This is a genomic window from Glaciibacter superstes DSM 21135, assembly GCF_000421145.1.
In the GTDB taxonomy this organism is placed as follows: domain Bacteria; phylum Actinomycetota; class Actinomycetes; order Actinomycetales; family Microbacteriaceae; genus Cryobacterium; species Cryobacterium superstes.
The window spans coordinates 85,428-110,805 of record NZ_ATWH01000011.1 but is presented as its reverse complement, the minus strand read 5'-3'; the positions used below and the strand labels follow the sequence as shown (position 1 = coordinate 110,805).

Genomic DNA, 25,378 nt, shown 5'->3' with positions numbered 1-25,378 from the left:
TATCTGGTGCGGCGAAGTGTTCGCGACAGGCGGACACCGAAGCCCTTCAGCATAGGACATTTCCCAGTTCCGACGAGGCTTCTCGGGCTAGCGTAGAAGCACGTAACTGAGAGGTGCCTGAAGTGGCCGACGACTCACGACCCGGCGAGGGTCAGAACCCCAACGACGATCAGAACGACAACCAGAACCCAGATGGCCAGAATGCCGATGAGTTCCAGGACATGCTGCGCGAAATGCTCTCCGGAAACTCGTCGATCGACCCAAGCCAGCTCGCCGGTGCAGCCGGCCTGCCGAATGACCCGGCCAGTGTTGCCGCACTGATGAGCCAACTTCGTGGCGCTTTGCAGGGCAACGGAACCGGCGGCATCGACTGGAGCATCGCCCTGAAGCAAGGCCAGGAGCGCGCGGCGGCCGGACAGCTCACCGCAACCGACGAGCAGCGCACCCAACTCGAACAGGCCTTCCACATCGCGGCGCTGTGGCTCGACGACGTGATCTCGGTGGCAGAACTGACCATCGAACCACGCCTGATGACGCGCAAGGAGTGGGTCACCGCGACCCTGCCGCTCTGGTCACAGTTGGCAGAACCCGTTGCAACCAGCATCTCCGACTCGCTGACCCGTGTTCTCACCGAGCAGGCACCGGAAGAGATGCAGGGCATGATCCAGAATGCGAGCCAGGTGATGCGCAGCCTCGGCGGCACCCTGTTCGCGATCCAGCTCGGCCAGGTCGTCGGGCAGCTGTCGAGCGAAGTGGTCTCCGGTGGCGACATCGGGATTCCGCTGCTCGATGAGCAGCAGGCGGCGCTTCTCCCCCAGAACGTCGCCGCGTTCGGTGAAGGCCTCGACATTCCGACAGACCAGGTGCAGATCTACCTTGCGGTGCGGGAACTCGCGCACGCGCGGCTGTTCCGTCACGCCCGTTGGCTTCGCCTGCACCTCATCACGTCGATCACCGAATTCGCCCGCGGCATTAGCATCGACACCGACCGCCTCGAGGAGCTGGCAGAGGGCTTCGACCCCTCCAACCCTGAAGAACTTCGCCAGGCGATGGTCAACGGTTCGCTCATTCCACCGAAGAGCGACGCCCAGCTCGCCGCCCTCGCCCGCCTCGAGACCATGCTCGCCCTCATCGAGGGCTGGGTCGACGTTGTGACGGCCGAGGCGACGACCAGGCTCCCCTCGTCGGGTGCGATCGCTGAGACCGTCAGGCGCCGCAGGGCGTCCGGCGGGCCGGCAGAGTCGGCTTTCGCGACGTTGGTCGGCCTCGAGCTCCGCCCGCGCCGGTTGCGTGATGCGGCCGCTCTGTGGCAAGCGGTGACGGATGCCGTCGGCAACGAAGGCCGCGACGCACTCTGGGCGCACCCTGACATCCTGCCGACGGCAGAAGATCTCGATGATCCGCAGGCACTCTTGACCCGGCTCACCTCACTCTCGAAGGGAGAGGAACCGGCGCTCGACGACGTCGACCAGGCGCTCGAAGACCTGCTGCGCGATGACGGCGCCGAGCGGCCTCACGAGGAGTAGCTTCTGCGAAATCGACGGATATTTTGCGCGAACCCCGGTGAATCGGCCCAATTGAGGCCCGAATAACGAGATTGTCCGTCAATTTCGAACGGATGCCCGCGCTCTGGATCCCAGCGAAATGGGGCGGACACCGGTTGGCGCCCGCCCGTTTCGATGCGCTGTTAGTGCTCGCCGATGGCCCCACGACGGCGACGGAGGGCGATCAGTCCGAGTCCGAGCATGATCGCAGCGGCCAGGGCGAACGGCAGCACGACGGCGCCGGCCGACGCGAGGTCGATGGGCCCTCCGCCGTTGCCCGCACCAGGAGCTGCTGCACCTTCGCTCGGCTCGGGGTTCGGCACCGGCTGGCCGTCTGCGGTCACCGAGAAGTTGGCGACAACTTCAGCGCCCGTCTGTGCACCGGTCAGGGTGACCGTGTGCTCCCCCGCTTCGGTCGGCGCAGTGACCGTGTAGGCAACGGCCCCGTTGATCACGTCGGTGCGTGCCAGGGAAACCGGCTCCGACTCGACAACGCCGCTCAGCTGGCGATCGCCCGCGAACCCGGTGGCGCTGACCTGGAACTCCTCGCCAGGAGCGAACGAGGTCTTCGGGAGGGTGAGCCCCGCACCGGCGCTCAGTGACGCGAGGTCGCGGTTCAGTGAGAGCGCGTTCGCGATCGTGAAGAAGGTGTCTGACTGGTCGGTGAGGCCGACGACGTTGGCTCCACCTGGACCGTAAGCGGCGATCCGAAGCTGTGAACCCGTGTGCTGCTGGCCCGTGATCGTCGTGGAGGTGCCGTAGTTGACCTTCATCGGAGCGCCGTCTGCGGTGTTCAGCGCAATGCTGAAGGTGTGCTCAGGGGTGCTGTCGACGATCTGGCTGGTGTGGGCATGGTCAGCCGTGACGATGACGAGGGTGTCGCCATCGGCCTTCGCGAAGTCGATGGCCGACTTGACCGCCTCATCAAGCTGCACGGTTTCACCGATCTGGCCGCAGGCATCCGACGCGTGGTTCTGCTTGTCGATGCTCGCACTCTCAACCTGCAGGAAGAAGCCGGCTTCAGACTCCGGGTTGTCGAGCAGGTCGATGGCCTTGGTGGTCAGGCTGTTCAGCTGCAACTCGGCCGGGAGTGCGTCTGGGTTGGCCTCGCAGGTGACCGGCGGAAGGTCGGCGCCGCCGATGGTGGCCGGCGTGCTCAGGTAACGCGTCGGCATGTTCTTCGGGCTGAAGAGGCCGAGAACCGGGGACTGGGCGCCGGCTTCCGTCACTGCCGCAAGTGCGGCAGCGTCGTTGGCGACCTGGTAACCGCGCGCTTCTGCCTGCTCGAACAGGCTCTGGCCCTCGTAGTCGCCCGCGATGGCCTGTTCCTCGAAGTACGAGGCTCCGCCGCCGAACGTCACGTCGGCCCTGGTGTCGATCAACTGCTCGCTGATCGATCCGAGGCCGCCCTTGTCGAGGGCGTCGTCGCCGCACTGCTCAACCCGGCTGGGGCTGTAGCAGGAACGCGCATCGACGTGTGCGATCTGAACGGCCGGAGTCGCATCCTGAATCTCAGACGTCGTGACGTTTCCGGTGCGCAGGCCGTTGGCGCGGGCCAGTTCCAGGAGAGTGTCGTGCGGTGTGCCGTTGATGTCGACGGACACGGCGTTGTCGTATGACTTGGTGCCGGTCGCCCATGCGGTACCGGTGGCCGCGGAGTCGGGAACGTAGTCCGGTTTGCCGGCGTTCTCATGCCCGGTCTTGTACAGCGAGTAGGTGGTGTACGAGCCCGTGAGCGGAAGTGCATCGATGCCCTCGAAGTTTCCGCCAGCCCCTTCCGCGTAGTTTCGGGCGATCGTGATCTCGGAGTCACCCATGCCGTCACCGATGACCAAAATGACATTCTTCGCCGGGCCGTCGGTGATGGATGCGCGCAGTCGACGTCGCGTCTGGCAGATCCGCCAGGTTCTTCCGCGGACGCGTATGCCGCCGCCGGCACAAGAACGCCGCAGACCGCAATGGCGGTGGCACCGACGATCGCGAGCAACCCGCGAGCCGTACGCCGACTTCGAAGTGAATTCATGGTGATGGTGAGCCTTCCCCTGATGGTCACGGCCGCGATGGGCGACCGTACTCAGGCAATCGGCACCGGGTTAACTGCGGGTGTTCCCCAGGCTGCTGCGCGATGAACAGGTGGTCGTGGCAGCGGTCATGATGCCGTGACGGGTTTCGGGACGACGCGGGTACCCCTGGCCTGTGGATAACTTCTGCGGGGACCCCGGTGTTGGGTGCATGATCGTGCGCATGATCCTGAAACTGAACCCGGAGCATCCGCTGGTCTGGCGCTCACCCGACACCATTCAGCTCGGCATCGACCGACCGGTTGCGGTCGTCGACAGGGTCACGCCGGCCATCGAAGTGATGCTGTTTGCATTGCAGGCGGGTGTCCCCCGGAGCGGACTGTACATGCTGGGCGAGGAAGCCGGTGCGGACCACTCCACGATCACGGCGTTCTTGAAACAGCTCCGACCGGCCCTCGTCGCGCCCGCGCACGAGCGGCACCACGCAATCGAGGCGGCACGCGCCATCGTGAAGTCCGTCCACATCGACGGAGCGGGCCAGAGCGCGAACCGGCTGCGCGGCGCCCTCGGCGAGCTCGGCATCCCGGTCTGCCCTGATGGTGAAGCCGATGAAGCAGACCTGGTGGTCCTGTTCGGCTACTACGTGTTCGACCCTGAACGACATCGGCGCTGGTTGCGCCGGGACATCCCCCACCTGCCCGTGCTGTTCGGCGACAACGGCGCCCGCATCGGCCCAATGGTAGAACCCGGCGACAGCCCCTGCCTGTTCTGTGTCGAACTGGAACGGGCAGATACAGATCCGGCCTGGCCCGCCATCGCGGCCCAGCTCCTCACGCGGCATCCGCCCGCCGAATCGGTGCGGCTCAGCCTCGACGTCGTGGCCAGGGTTGCCGCCCTGGTCGATGACCACCTCGCCGGCCGCACCAACCGGCTCAGGGCACACTCACTCGGCGTCGATCCAAACGGTCACGTCACCCGGCACGTGCATCGGGTGCATGAAAGGTGCGGATGCGGCGTCCTGCCGGGGTTGGCCACCCTCACGCCCGATTCGTCACGCAGGAGCGCCTGACGCATCACCCTGACACCCATCAGCGCCCGCCAAGAATCACCGCCTGAACAGGAGATCGCGAAGGCCGAATCCGCCCGGTTCGGGGAGCGCGAGGCGGATCTGCTCGTCGGTGAACCGGGTGTGGGGCGCGAGATCGGCGGGAACGCCAGGCGCGGGCGGTGCCGCGTCGACCACTCCCTCCGCCAGCATGCGCACCTGGGCCTTGGCGATCAACGGGACCTTCATCGTCCATTCGGTGAGTTGCGCGATGACGTAGAGCACCCACACCGGCAGCGGAATGACCCACAATCGTCGGCCGACCACCCGTGCGAGGCGCCTGGCGGCGTCGCTGAGCATTAATTCTTCGGCCCCCGTCACCGCCACCGTCTCACGCGGCATCCGCCCCGTCGATGCGGCATAGAGGATGTCGATCAGGTCACCGACCGGAATCGGCCGGATCGGTTTCTCGCGAAGACCGACGGTGGCGAACAGCGGGAGAGTGAACACGGTGTGGCTGAGGTGGTCGATCAGGTGATCACCGCGCCCGTAGATCATGCCGGCTTTCAGGATGGTGAAGTCGAGCCCGGCCCCGCCTTGCCCGGCCCCGTCATGCCCAGCAGCACGGATGAGTTCCTCTGCCGCCCATTTCGACTCGTGGTAGGCCGAGCCGCATGCCGGCCTGGCCCTCAGGAAGCTCAGCATCACGATCTTCTTCACGCCGGCCCGTTCAGCCGCCTCGATGACCGCCCTGGTTCCCTGCACGTGCACCCGGTCGTAGGTCTGTGCGCCGATCTCCCGGTTGATGCCTGCGCAGTGCGCCACCACGTCGCATCCGTTGAATGCCTTCGTCAGCGCGTCGACATCGTCAACATCGACCCCGGTGCGTCGAGAGTCGACGACCACGTCGTCCGGATCGAACCGCTCGGCCAGGTGGCGGCCGACAAAACCGGTGCCACCCGTGATCGCGATCTTCACCGCACCCCCGCCGCCCGCGCGGTGCGGACGCCGATCTCGGAGAGAAACCGCGACCGCTCCCTGCGCGCGCGCTGCTGCCCCGGCTGGCCGGCGGCGGCCCAGCTCAGCGCCAGCCGCTTCCTTGCCCGCGTGATTCCCACGTAGAGCAACCGTCTTTCCTCATCGACCTGTTCGAACGTGCTCGCGTAACTGATCGGCACCAGACCTTCTGAGAGACCGACGACAAACACCGCATCCCATTCAAGGCCCTTCGCCGAGTGCAGCGTCGCGAGGGTCACCGCAGAGACGGTCGGCTCGTGCTGGCCGGCCTGGCGTTCCATCAGCTCGTCGGTGAACTGCCTGAATGTCGTCCCGGGCGCGGCCTGGTCGACCAGGCCCATGAGTGCATTGAGCGACTCCCAGCGATCCCGCACGGCACCGGGCGCCTCCGGAGGGTTCTGCCGCCAGCCGAGCGATCGCAGCACGTCGCTCACCGATTTGAACAGAGGCTCCCCCACGATAGAAACGGATGCGGCGCGAAGCGACATGACCGCCTGTTTGACTTCCGGGAGGTCGAAAAAACGCTTCGATCCCCGGATCAGGTAGCTCACGCCGACATCCCCGAGCGCCGTCTCCAGCGCCTGCGACTGTACGTTCACGCGGTAGAGCACGGCGATCTGCTCAGGTCTGGTGCCCGCCTCGATGAGCTCGAGGATGCGCTGGGCGACCCCGCGGGCCTCTGCCATGTCGGTCGGATAGTCAGAAACGGCGGGGGGAGGCCCTTCTTCTGTGGCTACCGCCTGCAGCGACAGGGCACCGGGGCGGCCACGCATCAACTGGTTTGCGGTGGCAACGATGGGCCCGGTCGACCGGTAGTTCTGTTCGAGCCGCACCACGGTCGCATCCTCGTATCGCTTCGGGAAGTCGAGCAGGTAGTCGCTGCGTGCCCCGGCGAAGGAGTAGATGGTCTGGCTGGCATCTCCGACGACGCACAGGTCTCTGCGGTCGCCGAGCCACTGGGAGAGGAGGTTATGCTGCAGCGGCGAGACGTCCTGGTACTCGTCGACGATGAAAAAGCGGTACTGCTCGCGCACCTGCAGGGCGACAGACGGTTCGGCCTCAATCATTCCGGCCATGGCGAGCAGCACGTCCTCGAAGTCGAGTTGCTTTCGTTCGTCTTTCAACCGCTCGTACGCGTGGTGCATCTCGACGGACTGGCCGGCATCGAGGCGCCCAGGCAGGCTCCGCTTGGTTATCTCTGATTCGTACTGCGAGACACTCAGTCCAGACACCTTGCGCCACTCGATCTCGCCGGCGAGGTCGCGGAGGGTGGCCGTGTCGAGCTTCAGTTTCAGTTGTTCTGCGGCGTGGCCGAGCAGTCGTGCCTTGCCGTCGAGGATGCGTGGTACCTGGCCGCCGACCACGTGTGGCCAGAAGTAGTTGAGTTGCGAGAGCGCGGCGGCGTGGAAGGTGCGAGCCGCCACTCCGCCTGCGCCCAATTGGCGGAGCCGCCCACGCAGCTCTGCGGCAGAGCGCGACGTGAAGGTGAGTGCCATCACCCGGTTGGGTGCGTAAACACCGGTGAGCACGCCATACGCGATGCGATGCGTGATCGCCCTGGTCTTGCCGGTTCCGGCACCGGCAAGCATGCACACTGGGCCGATGAGCGCCTCCGCTGCTACACGCTGCTGGTCGTCCAGACCATCCAGCAGTGCGTCGGGGCCGGCGTCACCTGGCGCATTCATCGGTGTGTCTCTCCGGGGAGTTCGATGGGCTCACCGAGCCAGCGTTCGAGCATGGCGCGCGCGATCGACGAGGCACCTGGCAGAATGACTCCCCCCAGTTCTGCCCGCAGTTCGTCTCGGCTGAACCAGCGCAGGTCGATGATCTCCTCACCGTCTGGCACCACGTCGTCGGGGTTCTGCCCGTCGGCGAGTCGTGCCGTGAATCCGCACATCACCGAAGCGGGGAACGGCCACGGCTGGGAACCGAGGTACTCCGGGTCCGTGACCACGAGGCCGGACTCCTCATACATCTCCCTGATCACACCGGCCTCGAGTGACTCCCCTGGCTCGACGAAGCCGGCCAGGAGGGAATACCGGTTCTGTTCCCACATCGCGTTCGCACCGAGCAGCACTCGCTCGTCGGCATCTTCGATCAGCACGATCACTGCCGGATCGGTACGCGGAAACACCTGGCTGCCATCGACGGGACACCGTCTGGTCCAGCCGGAGTCCTCAACGAGGGTCGCTGCGCCGCAACGCGGGCAGTGTGCATGCGAGGCGTGCCAATTCACCATCGCCAGCGCCTCGGTGAAAGCACCGGCGTCGCGGTCAGATGTAGCGGTGGCCGCGTCGCGGAGCCCGATCCAGCGATGTGGATCCGGTTCCACCGCTACCGCGTCCTCATCCCCGAGGATCACGGCGAGAAGAGGGGTCCCGGCCGGCTCTGCAGCATCCTGCGCAAGCGACAGTCCGAGATAAAGGCTGAAGTCTCCGGTCGGCACGGTTTCGAGCGGACGAAGGTCGAGTTCTATCCGGTCGTGCGTACTCAGCGGAGCTTCCCGCACCAGGGCTTTGCCCTTCCAGAGCAGCAGGCTGCGCGTTGCGGCATCGGCACGAACCGATTCCAGGAAGCCGTCCGCGCCGCGCCTGGCATGATCGCGGTCGACCTCGTGACGCGACAGCGGCAGCCGCGTTGTGAACGCAAACGACATGGTGACCTCTTCGGTCTCAGGCAACGCGTGCCGAATACGGGTGGAGGCGTGGCGAACAACCGCGCCGGGGGGAACTCGACTTACCCTAGAAGGCATGGCCAGATCCCCCCTCACTCTAGCCGCGTTGGCCACTTCCGCTGTTGCCGGCCTCGACGTCGCACGCGCCCGCACGCACAGTCGCGGCACCCACGGAATGTTCGATTCGGCCCATGTCGTCGGCCGTGACGGACGCGAATTCATCATCCGTGTTCCGCGCAGCCAGATAGCCGAAACCGAGCAGTCAGCCGACCTGGTGGCGCTCCGCGCCCTGACCGACGGCAACCGGAGCCGGCTCCCGTTCGACGTTCCGAGCTTTGTCGGCCAGGCACCGTATGGCACCAGCAGGGCGATCGTCTACGAATTGCTTCCAGGAGACTCGTTCGACACGGATGCACTCACCGGCCACGAGGGCGTGTCCGGCTCGATCGGCCGTGCCATTGCAGCCATCCACGGGCTCCCGACCGCATTCATCGCCAGCGCCGGCCTGCCGATCCAGAGCGCCCAGGAATGCCGCGAGAGCGTCATCGACATCATCGGCCGAGCCGATCGCACCGGATCCCTGCCCGCCGCCCTGCTGCGGCGCTGGGAGCAGGCGACCGACGACGAGAGCCTCTGGCAGTTTCCGCCGACTGTCATCCACGGTTCCCTGTCGGCAGAGTCGTTCCTGATCACCGACGATGCCGTATCCGGTGTTCTCGGCTGGTCGGCTCTCGCCGTCGGCGACCCGGCGCGCGACCTGCACTGGTTGCTCGGCGCCCGTGGTTCCGCAGCAGAAACGGCCGTGGCTGCCTATGCCGCCGCGCGCCAGGCCACCGACCAGCAGATCACCCGCCGGGCCATGCTCTATGCGGAACTCGAGTTGGCCCGCTGGCTGTTGCACGGTGCAGACACGAAGGACCAGTCCATCGTCGACGATGCTGTGGCCATGCTGGACGGACTGGTGGATACAGTGCACAGTCGAACGATGCATCCGTTGTCACCGGAGACCGGTCCGATCCTGGAGGTCTCAGACGTCGAGGCAATGCTCCAGACGACTCCGCGTACCGGAGCCCGCGACCTGCATGCCTCGATGCAGACCGACTCCTATGACGTCTCAGAGTTCAAGCTGTCTGAATTCGCCGACACCGGAGTGATCACCCCCGTCGCACCCGCACGGGGCACCAAGGCAGCGGAGCCACGCCCAGCCAAGTCGCGCCCAGCCGACTCACGCACGGCCGACCAGGCGGACACGAGTTCTTCTTCGGAGTAGAGCCGCTCCGGCGCGACGACCGTGTCGTCGGCAACGAAGTAGAACACCGCGTCGACTGTTTCTGGATCGATCCCCTTCCAGCGCGCGTATGCGAGCCGGTACAACGCAAGCTGCGTCTGCTTCAATTCGAGGTCGGCCGCGTTCTTTGGCGCTTTGCCGGTCTTCCAGTCGACGACCTGGTAACCGGTCGGTGTGCGGTACACCGCGTCGAGTTTGCAGACGAATACCGCTCCGGCGAGAACGTGATGAATTTCGATCTCCACCTCTTCTGGCTTCAATGCTCCCCACGCGGAACGTTCGAACGTCGACTTCAACCGCTCGAACTGTACGGTTTCTGGGTCATCGGTGCCTCTGACTTCCCCCGATTCGTCGATACCGCCACCATCAAGGCGATCCTCACCGATGCCGGCTATGTCGAAATCGAACTCCGCGAGGCCGGCATCGACCAGGTCTCCGGACGACGCGCCCCCCGCACGCTGCTCCACCCACGAGTGGAAGAGCGTGCCAAGGCGCGTCGCCCGATATGGCCTCTGCGGCATCGGTCGGCGGAGCGCGCTGGCCGCGCCGATGGGATCGTCGACATAGTCTTTGAAGCGCGACGCGGGAATACGCGTTGGCAGGGCCGTGATGGAGGCACCGGCCAGGCGCAATGCGCGCTCTGCGAGCAGCAGGGTCACTTCACGAGACCACCTGGTCTCGGCATCCGCTCCGTTCTCCACACTGGCAGCCGCTGCCGCCTCAACCAGCGCGGCCGCGTTTTCGACCCTTCGACGCCGCGTGCCGAGCGGGTCGAACGGCCAGACCTCGGTTCCGTCGCCGACGATATCTGGCTTGTCGTCGGTGGCGCTCTTCTCCGGTAGCGGATCGATCAGACCTGCGGCTGCGAGTTCGGCCAGGTAGCGGCTGGGCTTTCGCTGGCGCTTGCCGGCTGCCCAGAACGAACCCGTGAGTAACAGTTCACGCTGCGCGCGGGTCGTTGCGACGTAGATGAGGCGACGCTCCTCTGCCTCATGCCGCGCTTTCAACTGCGTCTTGTACCCGGTGAACTCCTCGTCGTATTCGGCCTGGGTGCTGTGGTGCTTCCACCTCAGTGCCGGCAACTCATCCCTGTCTCCCCTGAACGGGTATGGGAGTTCACCGAACCGCAGCCACCCTGAGCCTTCCTTGGCCTGCGCGGGCAGGGAGTTCTCGGTCAGGGCGGGGATGGCGACGTAATCCCATTCGAGGCCCTTGGCCCCGTGAATAGTGAGCAGCTGCACCGTGCCGTGTTCCGACATCTCGGTGCGCGGGCCCATGTCATCCCAGGCCTCTGCCCGCTTCAGCCACCGCAGGAAGCTGCCCAGAGTGCCGAGCTCGTCGCTGCGCAGGAACGCTTCGATGTTGTCGTGGAACGAATAGAGGTTCGCGAGACCGAGTCCACGGGATTCGTTGGCCACCAGCTCGACGTCGAGCAGGAGTTCCTGCTCGATCAACCGCACGAAGTCGAGGAGCCCGAGCCCCGCACGGGAGCGGAACCAGGCGAACTGCCGACCGGCATCGCGCAGGCGCACCCGGCCCTCGTGGCTGAAACCGGCGAGCTGGGTGTGCCCCTCCGGCGCCGTCGACACAAAATCGAGGGCGTCGACGAGAGAGCTCGAGTCCTCTTCCGCGACGGATGCCGTGATCCGCGCTTTCATCTCGTCGCTGACCGCTTTCTGTGCCCAGTCGTGCGAGACCAGCCAGCGGGCGACACCGGAGAGCGCCTTCAGGTCGCGCGGTCCGATTCGCCAGCGACCGCCGGTGAGTACCCTGATGAGTTCCGTTCCCGCCGACGGGTCGTTGACTACCCGCAGCACGCTGACCAGGTCGGCGATCTCCGGGGTCGACAGGAGCCCACCGATCCCGAGTACGTGAGCCCTGACGCCGTGTTCCCTGAGCACCTCCGCGTAGAAGTCCATGTCGCGCCTGGCGCGGAACAGCATCGCTCCGGTGCGTTCTGTGCCCTCTGGCAGGCGCTCGGCGAACCACCGCGCGATGCGTGCCGCTTCGTCTGCGATGGTCTCCAGCATCTCCCCCTCGACCCGGCCTGGTGCCGCGCCCTCTGGCACCTTGAGGGTGTCCACCTGGATGCCGTTCGGACGCGCGCGCAGTGCGTCACTGAGCGGGGAGACCAGCGTGTTCGCGGCGGAGAGCACCGTCACTGGATTGCGCCAGGTGTAGGAGAGGGACATTGCCTCCACCGCTGAAACGTCATTCGAACCGGCCTGTGAACCGGCCTCGACACCGCCGCGGTCACCGCCCCCGTCACCGCCCCCGAAGGCCGATGCGAACCCCAGCAGGTTCGCGGCAGACGCTCCGCGCCAACCGTAGATCGACTGATGCGGGTCACCGACGGCCATCACCGGATGCTGCGCGAAGAGAGTCGCAAGCAGCTCGGTCTGCAGCACGGAGGTGTCTTGGTATTCGTCAAGGAGCACCACCCGGTACTGCTCGCGGCTGCGCGCGGCGACGCTCGGGATCGTGCGGCAGACCTGGAGGGCGAGGGCGACCTGGTCGGAGAACTCGATGAGCCCGAGCCGGCGCTTCTCCTCCTGGTAGCGCCCAGCCAGTTCGCCGAGGACAGGCAATGGTGCGATGGCAGCAATGGAGTCGATCACCGATGCGTATGCCGTGGACTTGCCTGCCCGTCCGTACGGGAGGCCTTCGAGGTACTGGAAGCTCTCGGCCAGGCCGGCGAGATCGTGACCGGAGGCAACTTCGCCGGCACGATGCGGGGGCGGATTCTCTGCGAGGTTTCTGCTCAACTCGAGCACCGCATCCGTCACAGCCTCGAGCTTCTTTCCGTAGGGAACCAGTCGACGGTCGCCGTATTCGATCACCACCCGCCTGGCGAGCAGCCACGCAGACGTTTCAGAGAGAAGCACGGACTCCGGCTCTCGACCGAGCAACAGTGCGTTGTCACTGAAAAGGCGGCTGGAGAACGCGTTGTAGGTGGACACTGTCGGCCTGTCGAAGAGGTCAGCGGCGTCTGGTGTGCTGTTGATCGGGTTGTGCACGTCGGCTGGGCTGTGCATTCCGGCTGGGCTGTGCACCTCGACTGGACGGCGGATCAGGCCGGCATCGTCGAGCTGGCTGATCCGATCGTTGATCCGGCTGGCGAGCTCACCTGCCGCCTTGCGGGTGAACGTCAGACCGAGGATCTGATCTGGCCTCACGAGACCATTGGCAAGCAGCCAGAGCACGCGGTTGGCCATCGTCTCGGTCTTTCCGCTGCCCGCCCCCGCAACGACCAGCACCGGCTCGAGCGGTGCTTCGATGACGGCCTGCTGCTCCATCGTCGGGAGGGGTTTGTTCAGGGCCTGGGCGATCTGCACAGCAGTAGCAGGTGCAGTGGTGACAGATACAGCACCGACGGGCGCCCCCGCGAATTCTTCGCTCATGAACTGACCTGCCTGATGACGTGGATGCGGCAAGACCCGAATGACCACGGATCCAGGCAATGATCGGCGATTTCTGCGATGAAGGTTGATCCGCCCATCCCGCCGGCGTCGTCGGCGACCCTTCGGCGGAAGCTGTCGAGCTCCTCCGGGCTGAAAGCCTGCTGCGTCGGGTCGCGGTAATTCTTCTTTGCCGTGCCAGACGAGACGATGACGAGCCGAGCCCCTGCGAGCTCGGAACCGGGAGGAATACCGTCGATCGCGCCGTCATGGAATGCGAGTTGGTAGGCACCCAGCTGCGGGTGATCGACGACGCCGTCGTCGGTCTTGGGATCGCTCTTTCCGGTTTTCAGGTCGACGATCACCGCGCGTCCGTCTGCGAGCTTCTCCACTCGATCGACGGTGCCGCTCAGCACGGCAGCGCCGTGCCCTGATTCTCCGATGGCGAGCTCAAAGTGTCCCTCAGCGCTCAGCAGCGTCGACCCTGCCCGCTCGAAGTCGGCCAGGTAGGACGCCAGTCGGTCGGTGAGCCTGCGTGCATCGTTCTTCTGCACCTGCGACTGCCACTCCGATTCGAAGACGAGCTCTCCCCAGCGTGCCTCGACTCCGCGCCAGAGCGCGTCTGCGCTCACTACGTCTAGGTCTGCGTTCTCGGCCGACGTGGCTTCTTCCATCACGGTGTGGATGATGGTGCCGAGGTTCGCGGCCGAATTGCTGGTGCCGCCACCGAGAGTGTCGATCAGCCAGTGCAGCGGGCAGGTCTCGAATGACGCCATCTTCGACGGCGACACGCGCACCGGGCCGTCCCCGGCATCCGGTTCGTTCAGTCGCAGGGTGGTACTGGCCTCACGGAGTCCGTACCATTCGGCGGGATCCGCCCCTGCCACCTTCTCCCTGGCGAGGCGCGCGAGTGTCGCCGGCGCATCCTTCACCCGTTCAGGCGACTGCTGTGACGCTGTCAGGTCACGCCTCAGCCGACCCGTCATGCCCCGCAGCGAGAGCGGGTAGCGGTCCGCGATCTCCGTTTGCGACTCCGGGAGCAGGCGGAGGAACACGGAGGGCTGGTTGTCTTCGTTGCTGACCGTCGTCACCAGCAGTTCGGCGCTGGCGCGGGAGGCCGCCTGCGCGAACATGCGCAGTTCGTCGTGCAGGACCGCCGTCCGGGCGTCTTCCGTGTCTGGGTTGCCTCCGGTGACAAGCGCGGCAAGATCACCGGCGCCGAGGAGCGAGCCGCGGATACGCAGGTCTGGCCAGACGTTGTCCTGCACCCCGGCGATGACGACGATCTCGAACTCCTGGCCGATGGTGCCACTGGTCGTCGACACGGTCACGGCATCGCCCAGTGCGCGCGGAGCCAGCGTGTCTTCCGGCACGTCGGTGTCGACCAGGTGCTCGAGGAACAGAACGGGCGGGGCACCGGGCGTTCGCTCGACAAAACGCTGGGCGGCGGAGAACAGTGCGACGACCGCGTCGAGATTGCGGTTGGCCTCGTCGGCCACGATCCCGGCGCCGTTCGACTGTTCGTACCACGACGCGGCGAGTCCACTGCGCTCCCACAGACCCCAGAGCAATTCTTCGATGGTGGCGCCGTCACGCTGGTCGACGGATGCTGCGCGCAGGCTGTCGCCGAACGCCGCAGCCCGCCGCGCTGTTCGTGTGTCGATCGTGGCGAGCGCACCGGGAACAGTCAGTGCCTCGACCAACAGTTCGTCCGCTCCGCGGTCCCCTTCCCCGGAGAGCTCTTGCTGGCGCAGTGCCGCGCGCAACCGGCGCAGGGTGATCGGGTCGAGCCCTCCGAGAGGTCCGGCAAGGAGCGCGTTCGCCGTTTCGCCGTCGAGCGGACGCCGGGCGAAGACCACATCGAGCGCGAGGATGAACGCCGCAACGGCCGGTTCGTCGCGAAGGGCAGACTGGATGGTCGCGACCTGCGTCGGAACCTCGAGTGCGGCGAGACCCTTCGAAATGGAGGGAACCAGGGAACCGCTTCTGACGATGACGGCCATCCTGTCCCACGGGATGCCGCCCAGCACGTGCCGCTCCCGCAGGCGCCTGGCGATGATGGCGAGTTGATCGGCGGGACTGGGGGCGACCATGGCCGTCGCGAGCCCGCTGGCCTCCGCGTGCCCGCTGCTCGCGTTGCTGAGCGACGCTGCGCGCTGGCGTCCGGCCGATGCAGCTCCAATGCGGTTTGTCGCCTCCTGCACGACGGCCCGGATGGCGTGCCCGTGCCGGTGCACCGTGCCAAGAATGTGGGTGGCCACGCCGGCGACGCCCAGGTACCAGCCGAGGCGACCCAGGGCATCCGGATGGGCGCCCCTGAACGATCCGGTGCTGATGTCTGGATCGCCGAACGCGATGACGGCGACGCCTCTGGCCGCGAACTGGGCGAGCAGCGTGAGCGTGGCCTGGGTTGCCTCCTGCGCGTCTTCGAGCACGATGAGTCGCAGGTCGCCCAACGAACCGAGCGGACCGGTGCCGAGCAGGCCGGTGCCGAGCAGGCCGGTTGCCGCCGAAACGGATGTCAGGTGGCCGGCTCCCACCGGACCGGCAGGCGTGGCACCGCCACCGCCACCTCCGGGCGCCGCCCGCACAATGGCTGCGGCGTATACGGCAAGCTCAGTCGAGTCGAACTGGCCTTCCCTCGACTGGTCCTTGACGTCTTCATAGTCGCGGATGAACTCTGCCGCAGCCACCCATTCGTCGCGATCGTGTTCGCGGCCGAGCGCGGCCAGCCGTTCCGACGAGACACCGTATTCGACTGCACGCATCATCAGGTCGCGGAGCTCGGTGCGGAACCCACGCAGCCCCCTGACCTCTGGGCCGAGATGTTCCGGCCACGTTGGACCCATCCCTTCTTCGAGATGACCCTGCAACAGGTCGGTGACGATCTGGTCTTGTTCCCCGCCGGTAAGCAGGGTCGGAGAAGAGTCACCACCCTGCACAGCCGCGTCACGGACGATCTGGAACGCGATCGAGTTCGCGGTGCGTGCGAGCGGCCCGCTGGTCGGAACACCGAGCCGAACGGCAATCCGGTCGCGCAGGGTGGTCGCACCGGTGCGAGTGGGAGCGATGACGAGCAGGTCAGACGGCGAATAGCCTCGCCTCAGCACACGGTCGGCCACAAGTTCGATCAGTGTTGTCGTCTTGCCGGTTCCCGGTGCGCCGATCACGGCGGCAGACGATCCGTTCGGAATTCGGAGCACGGCCCGCTGTGCGTCGTCGAGGGGATGCTTGTCTACGGGATTGTTCTCTACGGGATTGTTCTCTACGGGATTGTTCTCTACGGGGTTGTTCGAAACAACGGGCTCCTCGAATTCCCGGCCGTCGAAGAGGGGGACATCGACGATGTCTGCTGGCTGTCTGGTCACGCTTTAACGCTAGCGCGAGCCACAGACACTGCCGCCGGTTGCGCCGACAGTGAACGCCGTCGGGCGCACCCGCGGTTCTGCCGTAATCTGAGCGGGTAGGCAACGAAAGGCGTACCTGGTGGATATCCGCATTGGCATCTTCAACTCCCCCCGCGAGATCGGTTTCGAAACGTCGCAGCCCGCTAACGAGATCGAGGAGACGGTCGCTGCAGCCCTCGCCGGCCAGACCGGCTACTTGAAGCTTTCCGATGACAAGGGCCGCATCTATATCGTCCCGACCGCCGGAGTCGCCTACGTCGAGCTGGGCTCAGAAGAGTCTCGCCGCGTCGGTTTCGTCGCCTAGGCCCCCACGATGGAACTCATGTTCGTCGCGCTGGGCGGAGCCATTCTCGGGCTCGGCACTCGCTACATCCTGCCCGGGCGTTCCACCCAGGGTTCGGTGCTGCTGCCGGCGATCGCGACGGCCGCGGCATCCGTTTTCTGGGTCGCCCTGACCTGGCTCGGCTTGAAGTGGGACGAGGGCTGGATCTGGTGGATCTCGCTCGGTCTCGCGGCCATCGTCGCGGTTGTCACCAAGCTCCTCATCGTGCGTACGCGTGCACGCGGCGACGAACGGATGCTGCACACACTGGTCAAGACTGGGGCACGGGCTGAGGCACAGACGAGCGCCTGACCGGTCGCTGCGGCGCTCTTCACTCTTCTCCCCGCTTCGCTCCCGGTGATCAGGCGGTAAGTCCGAGGCCGTCCATGCGACGTGTATGGGCAGCGATCAATTCGGTGAACACCGGCTCGATCCGCAACTCAACCCGTGCTTCGTGAGCGGCGAGGTCGCCGGAAACGTGCAGGGCTGAACGGGCGATCAGCAGGGTGTCGCCAACGAGTCGGCGGCCCCACATCGCCAGCCGCGACGCCAGCGTGGGGTCGGCTGCCAGGCACGCCGTGAGCTCGGCGACCAGAACCGCTTCAATCGAGCCGCCGCCAAAAATCTGCGCAACACGGTGACGCGCGTCGGCAGGGAGTCCGTCGGAGAGGCTGAGGAAGAAGTCCTCGAGCAGTCCGGCAGTCAGATACGAACCGAGCAGCAGCTCTGCCCAGTCCGAACCTCGAGTGGCGTGGCTGAATTCGTCAAGCGCCGGCTGGAACGCTGCCATCGCATCCGTTGCATCGCCGCCATGCCGGCGGATCTCGGCCACCAGGCCTTCGTACCGAGTGAGGGCCACGCCGGCTGCGGGGGCCAGATTCTCCTTCGAGGCCAGCGCAGGTGCGGTCGAAACCACCTGGGCGAGGGTCTGGAACAGCCCCAGCTCGAAATACGCTGCCTGGCCGAAGTACGGAAGCAGCTCTGGCGTGAGCTCGCCAAGGTCGACGCGCGTCGTCGGCAAGGCCTCGCCCCTGGGCTTCAACCGGGGGATCTCGATGCGCTTCTGGCGCCCAAACCACGTGACCACCCGCTCAGTTTATGGCCAGCGCGAACGCCGGGCCCCATTGCGCACGCCCCTGTACCGTGTCACGTGGTCAGTTCACAGAAGGCGACCGATAAGCTGGCCGTACGCCACCGGCAACGGATCGGTGGTCGTGCGCCTGAGGCAGAAGACGGGCGCAGCCCTTTCTCCCAGTAATGACAGGCATTCATTCGTGACTTTCTCCGAACTCAATATTGACCAGGACATGGTTGACGCACTCGCCGAAAAAGGCATCGTCGAACCGTTTCCCATCCAGACCCAGACCATTCCACTCGCGCTTTCCGGGCAAGACATCATCGGCCAGGCAAAGACTGGAACCGGCAAAACCTTCGGCTTCGGCCTTCCACTGATCCAACGTCTCGGGCTGAACCCTGAGCCTGGCGTGCAGGCACTCATCGTTGTGCCGACGCGCGAGCTGTGCGTTCAGGTTTCAGAAGACCTCGAGCTTGCCGCCAAGAACCGCGACACGACGATCGTGTCGATCTATGGCGGAAAGGCCTACGAGGGCCAGATCGAGCAGCTCAAGGCCGGCGCGCAGATCGTCGTCGGAACCCCCGGTCGCCTGCTCGACCTCGCCAGCCAGCGGCTGCTCAGCCTGGCGAACGTGCGCGAGATGGTGCTCGACGAGGCAGACAAGATGCTCGACCTCGGTTTCCTCGCCGACATCGAGAAACTGTTCTCGCAGACCCCGGCTACCCGCCACACCATGCTGTTCTCTGCGACGATGCCCGGCCCGATCGTCGCCTTGGCGCGCCGCTTCATGACGCGACCCATCCACATCCGTGCCACTGATCCAGACGAGGGCCTTACCCAGGCCAACATCGAGCACCTCGTCTACCGTGCGCACAACATGGACAAAGATGAGGTGATCGGACGCATCCTGATGTCAGAAGGACGCGGCAAGACCATCATCTTCACGCGCACCAAGCGCGCTGCCGCCAAGCTGGTCGAAGAGTTGAACGACCGCGGATTCAACGCGGCCGCCGTGCACGGTGACCTCAACCAGGAGCAGCGCGAACGCGCGATGGCCGCGTTCAAGGCCGGCAAGAAAGACATCATGGTGGCAACGGATGTCGCGGCTCGCGGCATCGACGTCCACGACGTCACCCACGTGATCAACCACACCATCCCAGAAGACGACAAGGCGTACCTGCACCGGGTGGGCCGCACCGGTCGCGCGGGCAAGACCGGCATCGCCGTCACCTTCGTCGACTGGGACGACCTGCACAAGTGGGCCCTGATCAATCGCGCGCTCGAGTTCGGGCAGCCTGAGCCGGTCGAGACATACTCCTCGTCGCCGCACCTCTACGCCGACCTGAACATCCCGGCCGGAGCAAAGGGACGCCTGCGGGCGACCCCGATCAAGGATGGCCCGCCGGTCGGCAGCCGCTCCGGCTCTGGTCGCTCAGGCTCTGGGCATTCGGGTTCTGGGCGCCCGGATTCCGGTCGTCCATCCCGTGAACGCTCTGGGTCGGGCTCAGCGTCCGGCTCAGGCTCAGGCTCAGGCGATGGCCGCGAACGCTCGGGACGCACGCGCACCCGCACGCGGGTCGGCCAGAGCACGAACCCGGATGCCCCGGCCGCGACGCCCGCCGCAGGCACCCACGATGGTGGCGGAGTGGAGCATCACGACGGCAACAGCTCCCCGCGCCGTCGCAGTCGCACGCGCCGCCGTGCTCCTCAGTCCGGCAGCACCGGCGCCGTCTGATCCGCTCCTCTCGGCCCTCTACCGGCCGCTTTCAGTTTCGCCGCGCCAGCTGGCCGCCCTCAGTTTCGCCGCGCCAGCCGGCCGCCGTCTCACGCCCTGCGCGGAAGGGCTCTGCCGCCCCCTTCCTCGCCACGCGCCAGTTACGCGCGGATGCTCCATGCGCGCGTGGCGCATCCGCGCGCTACTGGCGCGTCATCGCAGAAACAGCCTGGGGCGACCGGTCGGAAGGCCCAATTCGAGTAGCCGCAACCGCAGTCGATACTGACTCATACCAACCGGCGAGTCCCATCGCGTGAACCCACTCACCCGCCTGCGGATGGCGTCTTCGCGCTGCTTCTCCCGATACAAGGCCTCTTCCGGGGTCAGTCCAGCGAGCATCCTCGGATCGAAGTACTTCCCTTTTCCGTCTGCTTCGCCGACGGCGTCATAGTCCAGCCAGTAGAAGTCTGTGTTGTACTCGGTTCCATCGATGATGAATACTCGCTGGAGTTCCGGTTCTGGGAAGCCACAGAGTGCGATGTTGACTCTGCTGCCACTCTCCAAAGAGGAGCCTGAGTACTCTGTTCCGAACTCGATCACCGTTCGCGCCCGAGCCGAGCCCGGGAAGGGAAGCATGCGTTCCCATGTCGTGAGGAGATCTGCCTTCGTTGCCAAGACCGGGTGCCGCCCGAACTTGGCAACGAACAGGGCACGGTCCACTGCGGCGACGGCCGATTTAAGATCGACAGTCGCTGCGAGATCCACCACCGTGCGTGCGACCGAAGTGACCTGAAGTCCGTCGATCATCGTCACATCCGCAGGATCGAACCCGAGCGCGTGGCGTCGCACTCCCGGTTTCGAGCGGCCCCCTGCAGAGCGCTGAGTAAGGAAGTGGACGTCGGTTGGCCAGGCTCGAAGGAGCGGCAACCCCCATAAAACCGCAGCAGACTGATGCGACAGCACAGCGGTTCCACGACGCTGGAGACCCGCGCCCCGCACGCGCAGTTCGTACCGCTGATCAGGATTCAGCTGTCGCCAGTTGCCCGCATCGAAGTACACCCCTCGCGACACGCGTGCAAGTTCTCCACGGTCTACCCGGTCGCGAAGACGGAAATCCCTTCCGAAAGCCGAGCTGAGATCGGATGCAAGGATAAGTCCATCCGCGAAGTTTTGGGATTGCGCCTGAGTCATACAACGACTGTGCAGCGCGCGAACGCGGGAGTTCGAACTTCCACAGCAATCTGTGGAGAATCGCCGTGCGCCAAGACCTGTTGAGGAATAGTGCAATGCTCCTCGACGCGCCAAGTACGCGCGAATGTACCATGCGCGCGTGGCGCATCCGCGCGCAACTGGCGCATGGCGCAGATCGGAGGGGCGCGGCATCGACCGAACGCGCGGCGAGCAGCGCTCAGGGCACCTAGTGCTAGGGCTCGAGGCGGAACGCGCGGGCGGGGGCGACTAGGGCGCGGAGGGGTAGACGGGCTCGGCGCCGGTGCCCTGGGCGATGATCTGGTCGAGCACCTCTGGCGACGTCGTGTTCTCACCGAGCCGGTTGGGCTTGCCTGAACCGTGGTAGTCGCTCGACCCCGTCACGACAAGGCCATACCGGACGGCGTACCCGGCCAGCCGCGCTTTCGCCTCCGGCTTGTTCTCCCGGTGATCGAGCTCCAGCCCGAACAGCCCGGCGTCGACGAGTTTCGCGAGTCGCTTCTCCGGCACAAGCTCCGCTGCTCCGCGCGTGGCCGGGTGCGCAAGCACCGGCACTCCCCCTGCCGCCCGCACCAGTTGAATCGCCTGGAGCGGGTCTGGTGCATAGTGCGGCTGATAGTACCCGGCGCTCCAGTGCAGGATGCCGTTGAACGCCTCGGATCGATCAAGAACGAGACCTCGAGCGACCAGCGCATCTGCGATATGCGGCCGACCGACGGTGGCTCCGTCTCTGGTTTGAGCGAGTACGTCATCCCAGGTGAGCGCGTAATCTGCGCCGATCCTGGCCACCATCTCCTCCGCCCTCGTGAGTCTGGCCTCGCGGATACGGGCCGTCTCGTCCATCAACGCAGAATTCGCCGGGTCGAACAGGTAGGCAAGAAGGTGCACGCTGGAGTACTGCACCCTGGTACTCAGCTCCATGCCGGGAATGAGAGTGATCCCGGCTTCCCGAGCCATTTCGGCCGCCGACGCCCAGCCCGCCGTCGAATCATGGTCGGTCAGCGCGACGGTTCCGAGCCCGGATGCGACCGCGGCCTGCACGAGTTCGGCCGGCGTTTCCGTGCCGTCTGAGACACTCGAGTGGGTGTGCAGGTCGATGGGACCCTCGAACTTCCGCACACCTGCCATCCCACCATGCTACTTGCGCGGATGCGTCCGCCACCGCAGCCTGGGCGGAGCCTCCGCACAGCATCCTCGCCTAGGGTGATTCAGCCATGATCACCCGAATCCGCAGCGGCCGAATACTCAGCGCCCTGGTGCTTATCATCACCGCCGCCCTCTTACTTGTTGTCGCCTGGCCGCAGCTGGTCGGGCTTCAGAACAGCTGGGTGTTCGCCCACATCGTCTCGCTGCGTGCCCTGGCCGGAGTTGTGGCCCTCGCCGCAATCGTCGTGCTCCTCCTGTTCTCGCTGATCCGTCCCCTGCGCGGCATGTTCCTCGCCCTCTCAGCGCTGTTGCTCGTCTTCGCTGTGGCGAACGCCGGCATCCTCCTCTCGCGCGGCATCGGAACAGGCCAGGTCGAGGTGGCTTCAGCGGCCGCAGTCCACAGCGGAACGGTCGGCGCAGCCCAGGGAGGCAACGCGAGCGACGTGACCGTGCTCAGCTGGAACACACTCGGCGATGCGACCGGCGCGGACGCCATTGCTCAGCTGGCGATCGAGCAGCAGGCCGATGTCGTCACTCTCCCGGAGACCACAGAAGAGACCGGCGTCGCCGTGGCCGAGTTGATGCGCGAAGCCGGGCGACCGATGTGGGTGCACACAATCGCGTTCGACCAGGTCTCCAAGGCGCGGTCGACCACCCTGCTGGTCAGCCCTGGCCTCGGCGAATACACGGTCAGCTCCGAACCGGGTTCCGGGCCTCCCGGAAACACCAACGTATTGCCGACGGTCGTGGCAACGCCGACGGACGGCGACGGGCCGACCATCATCGCCGTGCACGCCGTGGCTCCCATCCAGTGGGAGATGTCGAACTGGCGCTCAGACCTCGACTGGCTGGCGACACGGTGCGCGACAGGAGACGTGATCATGGCCGGGGACTTCAACGCGACCGTCGATCACATGGCCGGCCTCGAGACATCCGCCCCCGCCGTGCTCGGCGCATGCAGCGATGCCGCCATTACTGCGGGCTCCGGTGCCGTCGGCACGTGGCCGACGGCGGCACCCGCGCTGCTCGGCAGCCCGATCGACCACGTTCTGGCCACCTCGAATTGGCGGGTCGCGAGCATGAACGTCATCGCAACCAGCGACGCGGCTGGCAGCGACCACCGGCCCATCGTCGCTCGGCTGACCCCGAACGACGGCGAATGATCTGAGGCCGGTTTCAGCCGTCACGGATACCCGGGTGCCACAATGGAGGCATGGCCGATTCCACCGATACAATCGATTCCCCCGCCCAGCACGCCGCTGACCACAACAATGAGAAGCGGCCGAATTCGAACCGGTCGACCACACCGGCGTCCGACACGTTCAAGGACTACATCTCCAGCCAGTGGGCGCCACAGAGCGATGTGCTTCCCCCTGCTCGCGAGTCCGCCGCATTCGCCGCCGCGCGCCGGGCGCGATTGTCTGAGAAATACACAGGCCAGCGCCTGATCATCCCGGCCGGCCGGCTGAAGCAACGCTCGAACGATACCGACTACGCCTTCCGCGCGCATTCTGCATTCGCCCACCTCACCGGCTGGGGCAGCGACTCAGAGCCGGGCGCCGTGCTGGTGCTGGAGCCAACGCCGAACGGCCACGACGCCACCGTGTACTTCCGCGAGCGCGCCGGACGCGACTCAGACGAGTTCTATGCCAACCCCGAGATCGGCGAGTTCTGGATCGGGCCGCGCCCGTCTATCGAGCAGGTCGCCAGCGACCTCGACCTCGCCGTGCGCGGCATCGCAGAGTTCGACGGTGTTCTCGAGACGATCAACAGCGAGACTCTCGTCAATCGCGAGGCAGACCCGGCACTCACCGAGAGCGTCGATGAGGCCAGGCTCCGCTTCGCGGCAGAGCGTGCACTCAGCACCAACGCCTCTGATTCGCCGTTCAGCCTTGAGGTCAACGGGGAACACGACCCAGACGAACAGCTGGCCCGCGACCTGTCAGAGCTTCGTCTGGTCAAGGATGCCTGGGAGATCGAGCAGATGCGCCTCGCCGTCGCCGCCACGGCGCGCGGCTTCGAAGACGTGATCGCCGACCTCGCCAGGTCGAGCACGCACGAACGGGGAGAGCGCCTGGTCGAGGGCGTCTTCAACACCCGCGCTCGCGCAGACGGCAACACCGTCGGTTACGACACGATCGCCGCATCCGGACCCCACGCCTGCATCCTGCACTGGACCCACAACAACGGTCCTGTTGTACCGGGCGACGTGATCCTGATCGACGCCGGCGTCGAGATCGACAGCTACTACACGGCCGACATCACCCGCACCCTGCCCGTCAACGGCCGGTTCAGCGATGTGCAGCGCCAGGTGTACGAGGCCGTGCGCGAGGCAGCGGATGCCGCATTCGCCGTCGCCAGGCCCGGCGCGGTGTTCCGCGAGGTACATGCAGCGGCCATGGCGGTCATCGCGCGGCACGTCGCAGACTGGGGCATGCTGCCGGTCACTGCGGAGGAAGCCCTGGAGCCCGACAACGGGCACCACCGCAGGTACATGGTGCACGGCACCAGCCACCACCTGGGTCTCGACGTGCACGACTGCGCGCAGGCGCGGCGCGAGATGTACATGGACGGCGTCATCGAACCCGGCATGGTGTTCACCATCGAGCCCGGGCTCTACTTCCAGCCGGACGACCTGACGGTTCCGGCGGAGTTCCGCGGAATCGGCGTGCGCATCGAAGACGACATCCTGATCACAGCAGAGGGGGCGGAGAACCTCTCGGCAGCCATCCCGCGCACAGCAGACGACGTAGAGGCCTGGATCGCGCGCCTCGGCGGGTAATCAGTTCGGCGGGTAATCAGTTCTGCGGCTAGCTGCCGGGGCGCTCACCGTAACGCGGAGGCGCCTCAGGCGGCGGCGTACCGGCCGGAACATCACTGGGCGTCGGGTCTTCGGTCTCTGGCGTCGCTGCAGGCGGCTCCGTTTGCGACGGCAGGCCACGCGGCGGGTCTGACGGATGCGGCGCCGGCGCAGCATCCGTCGCCGTCTGCGCGTCTGCCGATTCGCCGTGGCCGGCCAGCACGTTGCGTGCGCGGTTGACGAGGCTGGTCTCGACGATGACCTGGTACCCCCCGGCGATCACCTGCATGACAGAGGTGAAGTCGCGCCGACGGCGGTTGATCGAATAGCTGACGACGCCGAACAGCATTCCGAAACCGGCGCCGATCAGCACGGCGGCGATAAGGAACGGCAGCCCGGCTCCGGCGGGTGAGAAGATGAAGAAGAGCAGGCCGAAAAATACGCCGAGCCAGGCTCCGGATGCCGCGCCCGCAATCGCGACGCGGCCCCAGGTGAGCTTGCCCGTCACCCGCTCGACCGTCTTCAGGTCACTGCCGATGATCGAGAGTTCCTTGACCGGAAAATCGGCCTTAGCCAGAGTGTCGACCGCGGCCTGCGCCTCCTGGTAGGTCTCGTACGTCTGCACGACGTCCCCTTTGGGAAGTGTGGGAAACCTGGCGCCCCTGCGGCCACCGAACGGAGATTGACTGCTCATGCCGCCATTCTCCCACGGGGGCCG

General features: G+C 66.0%; 17 protein-coding genes and 1 pseudogene. 8 read left to right on the top strand and 10 right to left on the bottom strand.

Annotation, left to right across the window (positions count from 1 at the left end; genetic code table 11):
- Nucleotides 1–221: 221 nt before the first annotated feature.
- On the top strand, nt 222–1,526 hold the full coding sequence (locus K323_RS26610; RefSeq protein ID WP_084697403.1) for a zinc-dependent metalloprotease: 1,305 nt from the start codon (nt 222–224) through the stop codon (nt 1,524–1,526).
- A gap of 161 nt (nt 1,527–1,687) precedes the next feature.
- Here K323_RS26610 and phoA read toward each other — a convergent pair whose 3' ends face one another.
- Nucleotides 1,688–3,469: an alkaline phosphatase gene (gene phoA / locus K323_RS29015; protein ID WP_425402284.1), complete on the bottom strand. Its 1,782-nt coding sequence runs from the start codon at nt 3,467–3,469 to the stop codon at nt 1,688–1,690.
- Nucleotides 3,470–3,788: 319 nt separating this feature from the next.
- Here phoA and K323_RS26600 point away from each other — a divergent pair, with 319 nt between their 5' ends.
- Entirely contained in the window at nt 3,789–4,634 is an 846-nt protein-coding gene (locus tag K323_RS26600) for a hypothetical protein (protein WP_157509460.1), read from the top strand.
- 36 nt (nt 4,635–4,670) lie between these two features.
- Here the strand turns inward: K323_RS26600 and K323_RS0115685 are convergent, their stop codons facing one another.
- Genes K323_RS0115685 through nudC form a run of 3 tightly spaced genes read right to left on the bottom strand, consistent with a single transcriptional unit; the run spans nt 4,671 to nt 8,283 of the window.
- Nucleotides 4,671–5,588, bottom strand: coding sequence for an NAD-dependent epimerase/dehydratase family protein (locus K323_RS0115685; protein ID WP_022886222.1), 918 nt, complete (start codon nt 5,586–5,588; stop codon nt 4,671–4,673).
- The gene (locus K323_RS0115680) at nt 5,585–7,312 is read right to left on the bottom strand and encodes an ATP-dependent helicase (protein WP_022886221.1); all 1,728 of its coding nucleotides are present in this window, start codon (nt 7,310–7,312) and stop codon (nt 5,585–5,587) included. Before K323_RS0115680 ends, K323_RS0115685 begins: the two co-directional genes overlap by 4 nt.
- Nucleotides 7,309–8,283: an NAD(+) diphosphatase gene (nudC, locus tag K323_RS0115675; RefSeq protein ID WP_022886220.1), complete on the bottom strand. Its 975-nt coding sequence runs from the start codon at nt 8,281–8,283 to the stop codon at nt 7,309–7,311. The genes K323_RS0115680 and nudC overlap by 4 nt, the downstream gene beginning before the upstream one ends.
- Before the next feature lie 94 nt (nt 8,284–8,377).
- On the opposite strand from nudC, the gene K323_RS30555 reads away from it, so the two are divergent.
- A complete protein-coding gene (locus K323_RS30555) occupies nt 8,378–9,571 on the top strand; it encodes a phosphotransferase (protein WP_084697377.1) in 1,194 nt (397 codons plus the stop codon).
- 11 nt (nt 9,572–9,582) lie between these two features.
- Here the strand turns inward: K323_RS30555 and K323_RS26595 are convergent.
- Nucleotides 9,583–12,885 (bottom strand): annotated as a pseudogene (locus tag K323_RS26595) (ATP-dependent helicase); the annotation flags it as partial.
- A 101-nt stretch (nt 12,886–12,986) separates the two neighbouring features.
- Entirely contained in the window at nt 12,987–16,355 is a 3,369-nt protein-coding gene (locus K323_RS26590) for an ATP-dependent helicase (protein ID WP_022886217.1), read from the bottom strand.
- Nucleotides 16,356–16,473: 118 nt separating this feature from the next.
- On the opposite strand from K323_RS26590, the gene K323_RS0115655 reads away from it, so the two are divergent.
- Both K323_RS0115655 and K323_RS0115650 read left to right on the top strand, forming a co-directional pair.
- Entirely contained in the window at nt 16,474–16,698 is a 225-nt protein-coding gene (locus tag K323_RS0115655) for a DUF3107 domain-containing protein (protein WP_022886216.1), read from the top strand.
- Nucleotides 16,699–16,707: 9 nt separating this feature from the next.
- Nucleotides 16,708–17,028, top strand: a complete 321-nt coding sequence (locus tag K323_RS0115650) for a hypothetical protein (protein ID WP_022886215.1) — start codon at nt 16,708–16,710, stop codon at nt 17,026–17,028.
- 49 nt (nt 17,029–17,077) lie between these two features.
- Here K323_RS0115650 and K323_RS0115645 read toward each other — a convergent pair whose 3' ends face one another.
- Nucleotides 17,078–17,803, bottom strand: coding sequence for a ferritin-like fold-containing protein (locus K323_RS0115645; protein WP_022886214.1), 726 nt, complete (start codon nt 17,801–17,803; stop codon nt 17,078–17,080).
- A 187-nt stretch (nt 17,804–17,990) separates the two neighbouring features.
- Here K323_RS0115645 and K323_RS0115640 point away from each other — a divergent pair, with 187 nt between their 5' ends.
- A complete protein-coding gene (locus tag K323_RS0115640) occupies nt 17,991–19,526 on the top strand; it encodes a DEAD/DEAH box helicase (RefSeq protein WP_022886213.1) in 1,536 nt (511 codons plus the stop codon).
- Nucleotides 19,527–19,718: 192 nt separating this feature from the next.
- Here K323_RS0115640 and K323_RS29010 read toward each other — a convergent pair whose 3' ends face one another.
- Complete coding sequence (locus K323_RS29010; RefSeq protein ID WP_022886212.1) at nt 19,719–20,354, bottom strand: hypothetical protein; 636 nt, start codon at nt 20,352–20,354, stop codon at nt 19,719–19,721.
- Nucleotides 20,355–20,963: 609 nt separating this feature from the next.
- On the bottom strand, nt 20,964–21,842 hold the full coding sequence (locus tag K323_RS0115630) for a PHP domain-containing protein (RefSeq protein ID WP_022886211.1): 879 nt from the start codon (nt 21,840–21,842) through the stop codon (nt 20,964–20,966).
- Between the two features lie 86 nt (nt 21,843–21,928).
- Here K323_RS0115630 and K323_RS0115625 point away from each other — a divergent pair, with 86 nt between their 5' ends.
- The gene (locus K323_RS0115625) at nt 21,929–23,023 is read left to right on the top strand and encodes an endonuclease/exonuclease/phosphatase family protein (protein WP_022886210.1); all 1,095 of its coding nucleotides are present in this window, start codon (nt 21,929–21,931) and stop codon (nt 23,021–23,023) included.
- Between the two features lie 50 nt (nt 23,024–23,073).
- On the top strand, nt 23,074–24,642 hold the full coding sequence (locus K323_RS0115620) for an aminopeptidase P family protein (RefSeq protein WP_022886209.1): 1,569 nt from the start codon (nt 23,074–23,076) through the stop codon (nt 24,640–24,642).
- 28 nt (nt 24,643–24,670) lie between these two features.
- Here K323_RS0115620 and K323_RS26580 read toward each other — a convergent pair whose 3' ends face one another.
- The gene (locus K323_RS26580) at nt 24,671–25,354 is read right to left on the bottom strand and encodes a YflT domain-containing protein (protein WP_022886208.1); all 684 of its coding nucleotides are present in this window, start codon (nt 25,352–25,354) and stop codon (nt 24,671–24,673) included.
- Between the last annotated feature and the right edge of the window lie 24 nt (nt 25,355–25,378).

Coding starts and splice junctions, on each gene's coding strand:
- K323_RS26610 (WP_084697403.1), top strand. CDS start 222: ATGCTGCGCGAAATGCTCTCCGGAAACTCGTCGATCGACCCAAGCCAG.
- K323_RS26600 (WP_157509460.1), top strand. CDS start 3,789: ATGATCCTGAAACTGAACCCGGAGCATCCGCTGGTCTGGCGCTCACCC.
- K323_RS0115680 (WP_022886221.1), bottom strand. CDS start 7,312: ATGAATGCGCCAGGTGACGCCGGCCCCGACGCACTGCTGGATGGTCTG.
- nudC (WP_022886220.1), bottom strand. CDS start 8,283: ATGTCGTTTGCGTTCACAACGCGGCTGCCGCTGTCGCGTCACGAGGTC.
- K323_RS30555 (WP_084697377.1), top strand. CDS start 8,378: ATGGCCAGATCCCCCCTCACTCTAGCCGCGTTGGCCACTTCCGCTGTT.
- K323_RS0115650 (WP_022886215.1), top strand. CDS start 16,708: ATGGAACTCATGTTCGTCGCGCTGGGCGGAGCCATTCTCGGGCTCGGC.
- K323_RS0115630 (WP_022886211.1), bottom strand. CDS start 21,842: ATGGCAGGTGTGCGGAAGTTCGAGGGTCCCATCGACCTGCACACCCAC.
- K323_RS0115625 (WP_022886210.1), top strand. CDS start 21,929: ATGATCACCCGAATCCGCAGCGGCCGAATACTCAGCGCCCTGGTGCTT.
- K323_RS0115620 (WP_022886209.1), top strand. CDS start 23,074: ATGGCCGATTCCACCGATACAATCGATTCCCCCGCCCAGCACGCCGCT.
- K323_RS26580 (WP_022886208.1), bottom strand. CDS start 25,354: ATGAGCAGTCAATCTCCGTTCGGTGGCCGCAGGGGCGCCAGGTTTCCC.